The sequence below is a fragment of the Nocardia nova genome, assembly GCF_002933465.1.
Lineage (GTDB): Bacteria > Actinomycetota > Actinomycetes > Mycobacteriales > Mycobacteriaceae > Nocardia > Nocardia nova_B.
Genome location: NZ_PSZE01000005.1, coordinates 48,475 through 62,088, shown reverse-complemented (window position 1 = coordinate 62,088; position 13,614 = coordinate 48,475). Strand labels below are relative to the sequence as shown.

The 13,614-nt window shown below is 68.7% G+C and carries 11 protein-coding genes and 1 pseudogene; 1 reads left to right on the top strand and 11 read right to left on the bottom strand.

The features are described from left to right. Positions 1–86 precede the first annotated feature (86 nt). From C5E41_RS07880 to C5E41_RS07850, 7 genes are all read right to left on the bottom strand, one after another. Complete coding sequence (locus C5E41_RS07880) at positions 87–725, bottom strand: TetR/AcrR family transcriptional regulator (RefSeq protein WP_104375382.1); 639 nt, start codon at positions 723–725, stop codon at positions 87–89. A 202-nt stretch (positions 726–927) separates the two neighbouring features. Then, a complete protein-coding gene (locus C5E41_RS07875) occupies positions 928–2,061 on the bottom strand; it encodes a polyprenyl synthetase family protein (RefSeq protein ID WP_104375197.1) in 1,134 nt (377 codons plus the stop codon). 149 nt (positions 2,062–2,210) lie between these two features. Further along, positions 2,211–3,191, bottom strand: coding sequence for a terpene synthase family protein (locus C5E41_RS07870; protein WP_146097499.1), 981 nt, complete (start codon positions 3,189–3,191; stop codon positions 2,211–2,213). 576 nt (positions 3,192–3,767) lie between these two features. Next, positions 3,768–4,700 carry an alpha/beta fold hydrolase gene (locus C5E41_RS07865; protein WP_181063154.1) on the bottom strand — a complete coding sequence of 311 codons (933 nt, stop codon included), beginning with the start codon at positions 4,698–4,700 and terminating at the stop codon, positions 3,768–3,770. A gap of 91 nt (positions 4,701–4,791) precedes the next feature. Next, the gene (locus C5E41_RS07860; protein WP_104375194.1) at positions 4,792–5,925 is read right to left on the bottom strand and encodes an LLM class flavin-dependent oxidoreductase; all 1,134 of its coding nucleotides are present in this window, start codon (positions 5,923–5,925) and stop codon (positions 4,792–4,794) included. Further along, entirely contained in the window at positions 5,922–7,286 is a 1,365-nt protein-coding gene (locus tag C5E41_RS07855) for an NtaA/DmoA family FMN-dependent monooxygenase (RefSeq protein ID WP_104375193.1), read from the bottom strand. The genes C5E41_RS07860 and C5E41_RS07855 overlap by 4 nt, the downstream gene beginning before the upstream one ends. Before the next feature lie 2 nt (positions 7,287–7,288). Next, entirely contained in the window at positions 7,289–8,371 is a 1,083-nt protein-coding gene (locus tag C5E41_RS07850) for an LLM class flavin-dependent oxidoreductase (protein WP_104375192.1), read from the bottom strand. A 375-nt stretch (positions 8,372–8,746) separates the two neighbouring features. Between C5E41_RS07850 and C5E41_RS34395 the strand changes: the two genes are divergently transcribed. Continuing rightward, positions 8,747–9,016 (top strand): hypothetical protein, encoded by a 270-nt coding sequence (locus C5E41_RS34395; RefSeq protein WP_219823111.1) that lies wholly within the window; start codon positions 8,747–8,749, stop codon positions 9,014–9,016. Positions 9,017–9,024: 8 nt separating this feature from the next. Here the strand turns inward: C5E41_RS34395 and C5E41_RS07840 are convergent. The 4 genes and pseudogenes from C5E41_RS07840 to C5E41_RS07825 form a co-directional block, all read right to left on the bottom strand. Further along, positions 9,025–9,732: pseudogene (locus C5E41_RS07840) on the bottom strand (ATP-binding cassette domain-containing protein); the annotation flags it as partial. A 228-nt stretch (positions 9,733–9,960) separates the two neighbouring features. Next, positions 9,961–10,836 carry an ABC transporter permease gene (locus C5E41_RS07835; RefSeq protein WP_104375190.1) on the bottom strand — a complete coding sequence of 292 codons (876 nt, stop codon included), beginning with the start codon at positions 10,834–10,836 and terminating at the stop codon, positions 9,961–9,963. After that, positions 10,829–11,785, bottom strand: a complete 957-nt coding sequence (locus C5E41_RS07830; protein ID WP_104375381.1) for an ABC transporter permease — start codon at positions 11,783–11,785, stop codon at positions 10,829–10,831. The genes C5E41_RS07835 and C5E41_RS07830 overlap by 8 nt, the downstream gene beginning before the upstream one ends. A gap of 5 nt (positions 11,786–11,790) precedes the next feature. Beyond that, a complete protein-coding gene (locus C5E41_RS07825; RefSeq protein WP_104375189.1) occupies positions 11,791–13,398 on the bottom strand; it encodes an ABC transporter substrate-binding protein in 1,608 nt (535 codons plus the stop codon). Between the last annotated feature and the right edge of the window lie 216 nt (positions 13,399–13,614).

Here is a 13,614-nt window from a genome sequence, read left to right as displayed (position 1 = left end):
ACGTCAAGTTCAATTTTGCGTGTGCGCGCGGGCCGCACTCTGCTGTTGTAGCAGGTCCGCGCCGCGCCGGAGGACGAAACGGCGAGTCAGGACCTGGCCGGAATCCGCAGCGCGTTGACCCACAACCGGGTCGCGGTATAGGTGAGCTCGTCCAGGTCGGCCGGGCGACCGGTGTCGTCACCGGCCACGAAATGCCCGAAGGCCAAGCGGCTGACCATCCCGGAGAGAGCACGCGAGGCGAGGAGCGGATCCAGCTCGGGATCGGCCAGCCCGCGACGTTGCAGCGATTCGATACTGCGAGCGTTGCGGTCGATGAACGCCGCGGCGCGGCGCTGGCGCAGCACCCGGAATTCGGGGTCGATATTGGCCACCTGTTCCAGCAGGCCCATCAGTTTGGCATTGCGCTGATAGGCCTCGAAGTAGGCGCGGTTGCTCGCGGCCACGACTGCGGCCGGATCGTCGGCCTCGGACACATGCGGCATCCCCGGGTGCATCATGTCCTCCTGGGCGACCTCCAGAACCGCCGCGAAAATCTCTTCCTTGCTGGAGAAATAGGTGTAGAAGGTGCCGGAGGAGCAGTGCGCCTCGGTCGTGATGTCGACCAGCCGGGTGTCGAGATAGCCACTGGTCTCGAAGACGCGGCGCGCGGCGGCGATCAGCGCCGAGCGGGTACGCAGCCCGCGCTCGGTGGTGGGCAATTCCCGCAGCAGGGAAGTCCGGGCCATCGACGGCGCTGTGTCCGTGCTGCGACCATCCTCGCCGAACTTTCCCATGCAGCAGTTATAGCCGACGAGGCCGATGGCGGCACAGAACTGGATGCGGCCAAGGGCACAGAACTGGATGCGGCCAAGGCCGCGGTGTGCAGTTTCGTCGCCGCGGCCCCATCACGCGCCGCCTGTGATCGTCTGCGAACGATCACAGGCCGCTTCACCTGTTCCGCCGGACCACGACGTGGGCGAGGGTTTCGAGATCGCCCCGGGCGACGCCCGCCGGTAGCCCGGCGAGCGCGGAACGCAGTGCCCGGTCGGCATATTCGCGGGTGAGTTCGCGGCCACCGGCGGCGGCGACCAGTTCGGCCGCGCGCACTACGTCGGCCGTCGTCATCGGCCGTGGCTCGCTGTACAGCCGGGCCAATTCGCGTCCCGCGTCGGTGTCGGAGGCCAACGCGCACACCACCGGAAACGACCGTTTCCGGGCAGCCAGATCGCTGAGCGCGGGTTTACCGGTCACCGCTGGATCGCCCCAGATGTCGATGGCGTCGTCGACCAGTTGGAACGCCAGGCCGAGATTACGGCCGAAGGTGGTGAACGCGGCCACCGTCCGCGAATCCGCACCCGCGCACAACGCACCCAGGGCGCAGGAACAGCCGAGCAGCACAGCGGTTTTGCCGGCCGCCATGGACAGGTAGTCCTCGACGCTCACATCCGGGCGGGTTTCGAAATCGCAGTCCTGATATTGGCCGTGGCACAGGGTCGCGGCGGTGCGGGCCAGCCGGATCACCGCGGCGGCACCAGCCGCCTCCGGCAATCCGGCGTCGGAGAGCACCGCGAACGCCAAGGCCTGCAACGCGTCACCGAGCAATGTGGCATTGGTGGTGCCCCACACTTGCCAGACCGTGGGCCGGCCGTGGCGCAGCGGATCGGCGTCCATCACGTCGTCGTGGACGAGGGAGAAGTTGTGCAGCAGTTCGACCGCGGCGCCGGCGTGTACGGCATCGGCGGTCGGTGCGCCGCAGGCGGCCGCGGCGGCCAGGGTCAGCGCCGGGCGCAGGCCCTTGCCGTGGGATCCGGCGCGCAGGTTGCCCTCGGCGTCGCACCACCCGAAGTGGTAACCGGCCATCCGGTCGAGGGGGTGACCGAGGGTGGCGACGGCGGCCCGCAGGACCGGCGCGATCGCCGTGCGGGCATCGGCGAGCAGGGTGGCCGCGACGCGCGTGCCCGGAGCGGCATCGGTGGTGGCGCGGGGACGGCGCCCGGGTTCACGGGCGACCGCGCAGTCCTTGCGGTCCGCCGCGGGAAGACGTTGCCCCGGAGAGTAAGTGGTGGGTTTGGATGCTCGCATTACCGGCCCCGCTCGCTCGGGCACAGCCGCCGCGCCCGCTCCGCGTCGCGGTCGGCGGTGCGTGAAGTATTCATCGTCGCATCGGAACCCGCGGGCCGGGCGATGGCCCGGGTTGCGTTTGCACAACGCCTGCCTCCGCGGGTTCGTCGTCAGGCCAGGGGAGCGCCGTGCTCGAGTGCCTCGCGCGGCGCGCTGGTGTAACGCGCGGCCTGATAGTGGTAGTCGAAGTTGGCTCGGACGTATCGGGTGTAGCAGGTTGCGGTGGTGAGGATATCGGTGCGGTCGCGGCCGGACAGTCCCGCCGCGTCGAGTTCGGCCGGCAGTGCGTCGATGCCCGCGAGCATGCGGCGCACGCATGCGGTGAGCATACGGTCGACCACGTCGACCGCGCGTTCCCGGTCGAGACGGAGCTGACGTTCGGCCAGCAGCACCGAGTTGTACAGATAATCCGACGCCTCGTCGGAGTCGATGGACAGAATGTCGTTGAACAGGCCCATATGTTCGACGGATGCCTCCCGTATCGCGCGCAACGCCGGCAGAGCCCGCGCTGCCGCGCACAGGTCGACCCCCTCGGCGATCTCGCTGATATCGAGAAACACGTACAGGGCGACCGAGTCCCGCCGGTGGGCGCGGTAGTCGTCCAGATCGGGATAGCGATCGGTGAGCCGCCCGATGCTCTCCGTGTAGTAGGTCCACAGCCATGCCGAGAGTTCGGTGCGCACCGCGTGACGCCACTGACTCGAGCGTCCCGCGCACAGTTCGCGCCACAGCTCGGCGAAGGCCACCGCGAGCACCCCGGTCGGGCGCGCGCCGGGTTCGAATACCTCCTCCAGTGCGGTGATGGTCGCCAATGTCCGTGCCGGGTCGGGAATTTCGATGTCGAACTGATCGTCGACGATGAATGCCCATGCGGTGAATCGGCTCAGCAATCCCAGCGCGTCCGCCTCGGCATACGGGCACCACAGCGCGTACATGCGAGCCGGCCGGGTCCGGCGCATGCGCCGGCGGGTCGGCTCCGAGGGAACCAGATCACAACGTTCGAGCCAGGCCCACATGGCCTGCTCGGCCTCCGATTCGGCGGGATTGGCACCCGCCGAATCGAACGGCATGAAGAACTCAGTTACATGCATCGAAACCGCCTATCTCCCAAGCAGTTTAACGCGAGTACGGCAATCCGGGCATTCGGTTTGAGATATCGGGTCGACCCAGGGTGACGACAACACGAAGTGCCACAACGGATTCGGATCGATGTCGCTCATGCCCACATGCTTCCCGGCGGATTCGGCGAAACAGCGAACCACTCGCCGCGGAGAGGCGGCGGATACGCCGCCTGCCCGGGAGCATTCATTGGGCGATCGCCGACAGGGGGCACGGAAGACCACCCGTTCCGCACGGCCGGGATCGGCGCGTCGCCGTACCTCACGGGGGAGTCGGCGGAGATACGACGGCCGGATAGGCGCGTGCGACTCGCGCTCGGCGTGCAGCCGAGGAGCAAGGGCAGGCCCCGACCTCAGCACGATCGTGGCAATCGGCACAACATGCCGATCGGGTAGTCGCGCCGGATATCGCGAACGATTCATGGCCCCCTCGTTCCGCCACCTTCGCGGGCGCCGCCAAGTTTACGGCAGGCTACCCGGCCCGCGCAGCGCGAACCGGGCCGGCGAATGTTCCGGAACCTCCGGCAGCCAGTCCGAAGTCCTTGCAGTTCAGTGGGTTTCGACGGCGGTTCGCAGCGGGTCGATTCCGGTGTCGGGGGCGGACTCCAGGTAACCGATGTCACCGGTCGCCGGCGGGATGCCGTCACCACCCTGGATTCCGGCCGGCATTGCGGCGACACGGGCCGCGTCGAGTCGCGATCTCGCCCTGGCTCTGCATGCTACGGATCGACCACCATGTCGCGCCGGCGCTGCCACGCTCCCAGAAGTCCAGCCGCGCCGAGATAGGGCTGCCGATCGGCGAGCACCGCATCGGCCTCGTGCTGAGCGACCGCCGGCGTCGACGAAGGCCAGGTTGAGCGCGCTGGAGCCCATGTCGGTGGTGCGATCGACCGTGCGCCGCGCCTGCTGCCGTGCGTGCTGCTCGTCGAATCCGTTTGCGCCCGAGAGTATCCGGGCTTGTTCGACGCGGTAGTCGATCACCGCCGCCTGGTCGGACCAGTCCGGGGGCGGTGTCGCGGCGAAGAAGCCCATGATCCGGTCGGAGTGGTCGGGCAGATCGGGGTCCGCGGGTCCAGGGGACGTCGGCCTGGTATTGATCAAAGTCAGGGCCGACACCCGGTCGCGGTGGTCGAGCGCGGCGAGCTGACAGATCCATCCGGCCACCGAGAACCCCACCAGGTGGGCTCGCGGGAGTCCGAACAGGTCCATCAGCCCGACCAGGTCGGACGCCAAATCACGCAGGGTGTAGCCGGGAGAACCGGTCGGGTAGGCGGTCGACCGGCCGGTGTCACGGATGTCGTAGCGCACCACGTACCGGTCGGCGGCGGCCAGCCGGCCGCAGAACTCGTCCTCCCAGAAGAGTCCCGACGTGGACGGCAGCACCGCCGCGGGCTGTCGCCGGTCTCCGAAGGTGGACACACACAGCTCGATGTCACCGACGGCGACCATATGCTCGGAAGAGCGTTGACCATGAAGCGGCATGGCGACTCCTCTGCGGTTGCGTCCGTGGAGGAGACCCCTTCCGCCGCCGAAACTCATCGGTCCGAGGTGCCGGTTCACCGGCGCCGCCGCCCTACGCGGCGCGCAGCTGCGGTAAACCCCATTCGGAGGCGAGCAGTTCGTGGGAGCGCAGCCGGTCCTCGTGCCGGTAGGTGACGCTGGTGACGACGAGTTCGTCGGCGCCGGTCAACTGTTGCAGCGCCGAGAGTCGTTCGGCCACCACATTGGGTGCGCCGACGAACTGAGTGATGACGCGATCGTGCACCAGGCGCTGCTGCTGTTCGGTCAGCGGGGGAGCGGTCTCGGGGTCGAGGTATTCGGCGGCGCCGGCGCCGCTGCGAATGCTGTAGACCCAATGTCCGTAGGTCGAGGCCAGATGGGTGGCGGTCGCGTCGTCGTCGGCGACCACCACGTCCGCCGATACCACCAGATACGGCCGGTCGAGAACCGCCGAGGGCCGGAAGGCGGCGCGATACGCCTCCACCGTCTCCACGATCGTGCCGGGGGAGACGTGGTAGTTGGCCGCGAACGGCAGTCCGAGCCGGCCCGCGAGCTGGGCGCTCTCACCGCCGGAACTACCGAACAGCCACAGCTGAACCTCGGCGCCCTCGCCCGGAACGGCATGCAGGGCAACACCTTCCGAGCTGCGGTAGTTCCCGGAGAGCAGGTCGCGGACCTCGCGGACCTGGCGGCCGTAGTCCAGCGGCTGGGTGCCCGGCAGTTGGAGTGCCTCGAAACTCGCCGCCAGCCTGGACGTATCGAGCAGTCGTCCGGGACTGAACGGCGGTGGGATCACGACGCCGTCGCGCACCCGGGTCGGGCGGTCGGGTACGGGCGCCGGTTTCACCCCCGCCGAGCGCACCTCGCTGATCCGATGCGCCGAGCGCCCCAACCCGAGATCCAGCCGTCCCGGATACAGCGCGTCGATGGTGCCGAACGCCTCGACCACGGCCGCTGAGGTGTGGTGCCCGGCCTGCACGGCGGCCGAGCCCACCCGGATGGTATCGGTGGCGGCAGCGATCAACGCGATCAGCGTGGTCGGTGCGGAGGAGGCCACCGAGACGAAATGGTGTTCGGCCACCCAGAATCGGCGATAACCCCACGACTCGGCGTGGCGGGCCAGGTCGATGGTATTGCGCAGCGCCTGCCGCGGTGTGGATCCGGCACTGACGGGGGAAAGATCCAGGATCGACAACGGGACGGTCATGACGCTCGCACTCCTTCGCTGCCACGATGCGGATGGCGCAGTCCCAGATGGTCGCGCAGGGTCACACCGGTGTATTCGGTTCGGAAACTGCCCAGCTCCTGTAGTTCGGGAACGACCTTGTCGACGAATTCGTCGAGTCCGGCGGGCGTGAGATGCGGGACCAGGACGAATCCGTCGGCGGCGTCGGACTGTACGTAGCGATCGATCTCGGCGGCGACCTGTGCGGGCGTGCCGACGAACTGCTGACGCGCGGTCACCTCGATGATCAGTTCCCGGATGCTCAACTTCTCGGCGTCGGCCTTGGCGCGCCAGTCTGCGGCGATCGCGCGCGGATCCTTGGCGTGCCGGACGCGTCCACGGGTGATGTTCGCGTTGTCGACCGGATCGATCTCGGGCAGCGGGCCGTCGGGGTCGTAGCCGGAAAGGTCACGGCCCCAGACCTGTTCGAGGAAGGCGATCGCCGTCTGCGGTCCAACCTGCTGCAGCCGGATCTCCCGGGCCCGCTCCTGCGCGTCGGCGTCGCTGTCACCGAGTACGAAGGTCGCGGCGGGCAGGATCTTCAGATCGTCGCGGCGGCGGCCGTACTTCGCGAGCCGGGTCTTGATGTCGGTGTAGAACTGGCGGCCGTCCTCGAGCTCGCCGTGGCGGCTGAAGATGGCATCGGCCTTCGCGGCGGCGAATTCCCGGCCCTCCTCGGAGTCCCCGGCCTGGATCTGCACCGGATATCCCTGCGGGCTCGCCGGTAACCCGTAGACACCCTCGATATCGAATTGTGTCCCGCGATAAGTGAATCGGGGCGCCGGGCCGCCGAACACCCCGCGTTCGCGGTCGACGACCGGCGCCCCGCCGGCGCGACTGTCCCAGATCGCGCGGGTCGCGTCGACCACTTCCGCCGCGCGCACGTAGCGCTGCGAGTGGTCCAGATAGCCACCACGGCGGAAATTCTCACCGGTGAACGCGTCGGAGGAGGTGACCGCGTTCCAGGCGGCCCGCCCGCCCGAGAGGTGATCCAGGCTGCCGAATTGCCGTGCGAGTTCGAAGGGTTCGTTGAACGTGGTGTTGATCGTGCCGGCCAGGCCGAGCCGGGTCGTGACCCCGGCGAGCGCGTTGAGCACGGTGAAGGTGTCGGGACGACCGACCACGTCGAGGTCGAAGATCCGGCCGCGGTGTTCGCGCAGCCGCAGCCCCTCGGCGAGGAAGAAGAAGTCGAACAGGCCGCGCTCGGCGGTGCGCGCCAGGTGGACGAAGGAGTCGAACTCGATCTGGCTGCCCGATTCCGGCACGCTCCACACCGTTGTGTTGTTCACCCCCGGGAAGTGAGCGGCCAGGTGAACCTGCTTGCGTACCTGTTGTTTCGGCATCGTCATCCTCGGGCGAGTGCGTAGCGGTTGGCGGGGCGTGTCAGGCCGATCCGGCCGCGCAGGCTGCGCGCCGGCCGGACGAGTGCGGCGCTGAACGCGGGCACTGCCAGTGGCCGCAACACCAGACCGTCGGCGGCGCACGCACGCCGGGTCCGGTCGAGCAGCGCGCGCAGACCATCGGCGGTGCCGAGGTGGCGCACGGTAGAGGCCGGCGTCGCGGGTCCCCAGGCGTCGAGTTGGTCGAGCTCGGCGTATGCCCGGTGCTCCGTCGCGGCCAGATGCACCTCGACGTCGAGCAGAATCCGCACGTCGTCGGGCGTCCGGTCGGCCGCGGCGACCGCGGAGCGCAGCCGGGTGCGCAGGGCGGCGGCCTCGTCGAGGTCGGCGGCGCTGATCCGGATCAGATCGGCACGGTGGACCGCGAGGCGGGTGCTCGCCGCCGACTCGGCGCGCACCGCGATCGGCGGCTGTCCCTGCGGCGGACGGGGGGTGATCGAGGGGCCCTTGACGGAGAAGTTCTCGCCCTCGAAATCGATGTAGTGCAATCGGTCGCGGTCGATGAACCGGCCGGTCGCGAGATCGCGGATCTCGGCGTCGTCCTCCCAGCTGTCCCACAGCCGGGTGACCACCTCGATCGCCTCGTGGGCCTCCCGCCACAGCGAGGTGTCGTCCTGCGGCTGCTTGCGGCCGAACAGTGTCGTCTGCTCGGCCTCGGCGGAGACGGCGACCTCCCACCCCGCCCGGCCGTAGGTGGCGTAGTCGAGGGCGGCGACCGCCTTGGACACGTGGAACGGTTCGGTGTGGGTGACCGTCGCCTGTGGAATCAGGCCGATGGTCCGGGTCGCGGCGGCGGCGCGGGCGGCGAGCGCGATCGCGTCGAACGGCCCGTAACCGCCGGCGTTCACGCCGAAGGAGTCCGGGAGAAAGACGAAGTCGAGTCCGGCCCGGTCGGCGGCGGTGATCGCGTCGAGCCAGTAGCCGGGCGTGAACAGCTCTTCGGCGCGGGAGTCGGCCCGCCGCCACGATGCGGGGTGGGTACCCGTACCGGACAATTCCACCCCGAGCAGGGGCGGCAACGACGACATGCGAAGGCGTCCTTTCGATCGACACGAGACAACACCGCCGGATCGCGGTAGGAGGGAAGCGGAGATGTCCCGCGATCGCCGGATGGCAGAACCTCAAACTATGAGAAATCGCCTGCGGCGTCAGCACTCTCGATCGCGCTGAATTCTATTCTTGCGGCGGCGGGCATCGTCGCTGAGTAGAAACGGCTCCGATGCAGTGGGCCCTGCTGCGCGGGTTCGCGGACGCCGCCCTGGTGGACTGGTGGCTGGGCGCGCTGACGCTGCCGTTCGTGCAGTCGTGGAGAATCCTGGCGTTCACGATGTTCACCTCGGGCATGATCTTCTCGATATTCAGCGCGCTGTTCGGGCGCTGGGCGATGATCCCGACCTGGGGGGGTGATGGTGCTGCTGGGCAACCCGTCTTCCGGACGCGCGGTGTCGGGGCCACTGCTGTCGTCGGCACTCGGGGCGATCGGGCGCCGGCTACCGCCGGGCGCGTCGGTGAACGCTCAGCACACCGCGGTGTATTTCTCCGGCCACCAGCACATCTTCCTGTATCTGGTGCTCGCCGGGTGGGCGCTGGTCGCGTCGGCGGTGTTCTGGGTGTGGCGGGACCGGCAGATCCATGCGAGCGAGTCCGACGAGCCGGCCGGCGGCGACGAATAGTTGCCCTATCACGCGGACCGCTCGATCGCCGGCCGGACGAACCCGCCCGGCACCGCGGCCAGCAACTCGCGCGTGTATTCGTGCCTCGGATCGTCGAACAGCGTTGCGGTGGCTGCTGTTTCGACGATCCGGCCCTGCCGCATCACCGCGACGCGGTCGCTGATGCGGCGCACGACGGCCAGATCGTGGGAGATGAACAGATAGCTCAGCTCCAGTTCGGATTGCAATCGCTCCAGCAACGCCAGAATCTGGGCCTGTACCCCGACATCGAGCGCCGACACCGGTTCGTCAAGCACCAGCACATCCGGCCGCAGTGCCAGCGCCCGCGCGATCGCGACGCGCTGTCGCTGCCCGCCCGACAGCCGCTCCGGGCGCCGGTCGGCGACCTCGCCGGGCAGCGCGACCTGCTCGAGCAGTTCGGCGACCCGGGCGCGGCGTTCACGGCGATCGCCGATCCCGAAGGCCTGCAACGGTTCTCCCACGATCTTCGCCACGCTCAGGGTGGGATTCAGCGACGTGTAGGGGTTCTGATACACCACCTGGACGCGCCGGCGAAATTCCCGCAGCCCGGCCCCGCGCAAACCCGCGACATCGCGCCCGTCGAAGTGGACGCTGCCCGCATCGGGTGTGGACAGCCTCGCGAGGATGCGAGCGGTGGTGGTCTTGCCGGAGCCGGATTCGCCGACCAGGGCGACGGTCTCCCCGCGAGCGATCTCCAGCGTCGCACCGGACACCGCGCCCACCGACGCGCCGCCATAGCGGACGTGCAGGTCATCGACCCGCAACAACGTATCGTCGCCCATCATCGGTCCTCCTGTGTCTTGCGGGACACCCGCACCCGGTCGGACCGACGAAAAGCTGCGCAAGTGTGTCTCATCGGTCCTCCTGTGTTTTGCGGGACACCCGCACCCGGTCGGACCGACGAAAAGCTGCGCAAGTGTGTCTCATCGGTCCTCTGTGTTTCCGATCGCGCGGCCGATGCGCTGGGCGGCGAGCACCACCGCGACGATCACCAGGCCGGGCAGGGTGGTCATCCACCAGGCGAGCACGAGGTAGTTGCGGCCCTCCGAGATCAGCGAACCCCATTCCGGGGTGGGTGGCGCGGCGCCGTAGCCGAGGAAGCTGAGCGACGAAATCGCCAGTACCGCAACACCGAATTCGACCGCGGCCAGGGCGGCGACCGGCGCGTACGCGGTCCGCAGGATGTGACGCAGCAGCACGGTGTGCCAGCGCACTCCGGACGCGAACGCCGCCTCCACATAGGGCGCGCGGCGCACCCGCAGCACTTCCGCGCGCATCACCCGCGCGAACCGGGCGATCAGCGCCACTCCCACCGCGATCGCCACATTCCGGGTGCCCAGCCCGAGCACCGTGATGAGTACCAGTGCCGACAACAGTTCGGGAATCGCCAGCAACACATCGACTCCGCGCATGACGACGGCATCGACGGTGCCGCCGAGAGTGCCGGAGACGAGACCGATCGCCGAACCGATCACCAGTCCCAGCAGCACGGCACAGACCGTCGCCGACAGGGTCAGCGCCGCCCCGTGCGCCACCCTCGTGTACAAGTCGCGGCCGAGGTTGTCGGTACCGAACCAGTGCTGCAGGCTCGGGCCGCGGAATTTCTCCTCCGGCACACCCGCGCGTGGATCGTCCCCGGCGAGAAGCGAGGGCGCGACCGCCCAGCCGAGAACCACGATCAGCACGAGGATCGACACCGCCAGTCCGGCGGTGGCACGCAGACGTTTCGGCACCAGCGCGCGCCGCGGTTCCGTCATCCGGACGGGCGCGGGGTCGGTGATGAGCAGTGTGTCAGACATGTGCGCGCACCTTCTCGCGGGCGATGGCGACGCGGGGATCCAGCACCGGATAGATCAGATCCACCGCCAGGTTCACCATCACGAATGCCAGGGCGGCGATCGACACGATGCCCTGCACCACCGGAATGTCTTGATGCAACACCGCGTTCTGGGTGAGCCGGCCCAGTCCGCCGCGTGAGAACACGGTTTCGACCACCACGGAACCTGCCAGCACCGTGCCGACCCACAGTCCGGCGACGGTGAGCGCCGGTCCGGCGGCGGCGCGCAGCACATGCCGCCACTGCACCCACAGCCGCGAGGCGCCCTTGGCGAAGGCCACCTCGACGAAGGGCTGCCGCCAGGTGGTGGCCAGACCGCTGTAGAACACCTGCGCGATGACCGCGCCGACCGGCACGGCCAGCGTGATCGCGGGCAGGATCGTCCCGCTGAACCCCGTCCCGCCGAATGCGGGCACGAGGCGGAGCCGGAACGAGAACAGTTGCAGCAGCAGCAATCCCACCCAGAACGTGGGCATCGCCGCACCGATCGGCGGCAGCGCGGTGAGCAGATTCCGCAACCACGGCCGCCGGGTGTAGGACGCGGCCACGGCCAGCGCGGCGCCGAAGACGATCGCCAGCAGCAGCGCGAGACCGGCCAGCGCCAGCGTCGAGGGAATCGACTGTGCCAGCGCGCCGGTAACGGTTTGCCCGGTGTTCAGCGAACGCCCGAGATCGCCTCGGACAGCGTGGGTGAGCGCGGTCCAATATTGTTCCGGCACCGAGCGATCCAGCCCGTATCTGGCCCTCAGTTCCGCGAGGGCGGCCGGGTCGGGAGGCACGCCCGGATCCGCGTCGACCGCCATCTGCACCGGATCCGACGGCAGCAGGAACAGGACGGCGAAGGAGATGGTGAACGCCGCCCAGAGGACGCCGATCGCCTGCAGCACCCGCACGATCACATACCGGGTCATCGGGTTCATCGCTTGCTCAACCACGTGTCGTAGAACTGCAGACGAGCCGAGGCCTCGAACTTCAGATCGTGCACGGCGCCGGACACGCCGATCGCCTGCGACAATTCGATGGTCGGCAACCACAGTCCGTTCTCGATCACCGAGCGCTGTGCCTGCCCGATGATCCCCGCCCGCGCCGCCGGGTCGGTGGTCGAGAGCTGGTCGGCGAGCGCTTGGTCCAGCGCCGGAATCGGTCCGCGCTGATTGAGGTTTCGCTGTCCGCGACCGAAGGTGGTGCGCAGGATGTCGCCGTCGGCGCGGGTGGTGTTGAAGTAGGTGACGTCGAAGTCACCGGAGTTCTGCCGTGCGGTGTAGTCGGCGACGGGCGTCAACTCCAGCCGGATGTCCACCCCGACCTTGCGCAGTTGCTGCTGCACCAGTTCCAAGGTCGCCTGATTCGCGGCGAACTGCGCACCGAACAACACGCCGAACGACAGTCGCCGCCCGTCCTTGACGCGGATTCCGTCGCCGCCGGGCACCCACCCGGCCTGGTCCAGTAGGCGGCGCGCCTGGTCGGGGTCATAGGTTATCGACTTCGAAAGATCGACGTAGCCAGGTGTTTTCGAGGCCAGTGGGCCGGTGGCGGGCAGGAACTGCGGTCCCAGCACCGTATCCACCAACTGCTTGCGGTCGATGGCGTGCAGCAGGGCCTGGCGCACGGCGGAATCCGACAGCGGCGCGCGGCTCACATTCGGCTGCAGCCCGAAGGGAACGCCCGGGTTCGAGTCGAACTGCACCTTGGCGCCGGCGGCCTCGAGTTGCGGAACATCCTGTGGCAGTGCGTCACTGACGGCGTCGAGCTGATTCGACGACAGGCTGCCGGTGCGCACTCCCGCCTCGGGGACGACCGTGAATTCGATGCGATCCAGATACGCCTCGCCGGAATGGGCGAACACCGCCGAACCCCACCGATATCCGGGGCGCTTGACCAGGGTGGCGGAGGCGTCCTGGCGATAGCCCGCGTAGACGAACGGACCGCTGCCGATATTGTCGCCGAGGCAGCGCTGTTCGGCCGGTTTCGCGGTGGTCGCGTCGGCGAGGATGCCCAGCTGCGGTGTCGAGGAGGCCTGCAGGAATTGGGCGTTCGGCGCGTCGAATCGCACCTCGGCGGTGAGTGGATCGATCGCCGTGGTGCCCACGTAGCCGGACAGATAGCTCGCGCCCAGCGGCGCTTTCGCCGCGGTGAGGGTGTGCACGACGGCGTCGAAGTTCTTCTGCACCGACGTGGCGGTCAGTGGCGTGCCGTCGCTGAACGTGACGTCGGGCCGCAGATGGAAGGTGAACGTCTTCGCGTCCGGACTCACCTGCCAGGAGGTGGCCAGCCACGGCTTGATTTCTCCGCTCGCGGGATCCTGGTCGGTGAGCGAATCCACGATCTGGCGTGCCACGTAGAGAGTTTGGTTGGTGCCGGCCTGGGCCGGATCCGAGCACGTCGGTGCCTGCGACAGGCCGTAGCGCAGGGTTCCGCCCGGCTGCGGCGGACCGGCGTCGCCGCCACCCTCGGTGGTGTTCGCGCACGCGGCGATCGCCAGCGTCGCGGTGAGCGCGAGCGCCGGCGAGAGGATTCGTTTCATTCGGTGACTCCGGGTGGATCGACGCGGCAGGTGCCGAGCGGGCGGCTGGAAGTGGTTCGGCATGGCAGGTGCGTGATCAGCCTCGACAGGAATTCATGCGTGAACGGCGCCGACCTCGTCACGCACCGGCCGATAACGGAAGCCGGACCGCGCCGGGGTGTACCCACCGTCACGTTCGCGCCCGAAACGATTGCGCCGCTTGCTGTTCGCGGCGGA

What these genes read in the sequence shown, in the direction of transcription:
- C5E41_RS07855 (WP_104375193.1), bottom strand. Translation starts at nt 7,286, where the DNA reads ATGCCGAAACAACAGGTACGCAAGCAGGTTCACCTGGCCGCTCACTTC.
- C5E41_RS07875 (WP_104375197.1), bottom strand. Translation starts at nt 2,061, where the DNA reads ATGCGAGCATCCAAACCCACCACTTACTCTCCGGGGCAACGTCTTCCC.
- C5E41_RS07860 (WP_104375194.1), bottom strand. Translation starts at nt 5,925, where the DNA reads ATGACCGTCCCGTTGTCGATCCTGGATCTTTCCCCCGTCAGTGCCGGA.
- C5E41_RS07825 (WP_104375189.1), bottom strand. Translation starts at nt 13,398, where the DNA reads ATGAAACGAATCCTCTCGCCGGCGCTCGCGCTCACCGCGACGCTGGCG.
- C5E41_RS07830 (WP_104375381.1), bottom strand. Translation starts at nt 11,785, where the DNA reads ATGACCCGGTATGTGATCGTGCGGGTGCTGCAGGCGATCGGCGTCCTC.
- C5E41_RS07835 (WP_104375190.1), bottom strand. Translation starts at nt 10,836, where the DNA reads ATGTCTGACACACTGCTCATCACCGACCCCGCGCCCGTCCGGATGACG.
- C5E41_RS07850 (WP_104375192.1), bottom strand. Translation starts at nt 8,371, where the DNA reads ATGTCGTCGTTGCCGCCCCTGCTCGGGGTGGAATTGTCCGGTACGGGT.
- C5E41_RS07880 (WP_104375382.1), bottom strand. Translation starts at nt 725, where the DNA reads ATGGCCCGGACTTCCCTGCTGCGGGAATTGCCCACCACCGAGCGCGGG.
- C5E41_RS07865 (WP_181063154.1), bottom strand. Translation starts at nt 4,700, where the DNA reads ATGCCGCTTCATGGTCAACGCTCTTCCGAGCATATGGTCGCCGTCGGT.
- C5E41_RS07870 (WP_146097499.1), bottom strand. Translation starts at nt 3,191, where the DNA reads ATGCATGTAACTGAGTTCTTCATGCCGTTCGATTCGGCGGGTGCCAAT.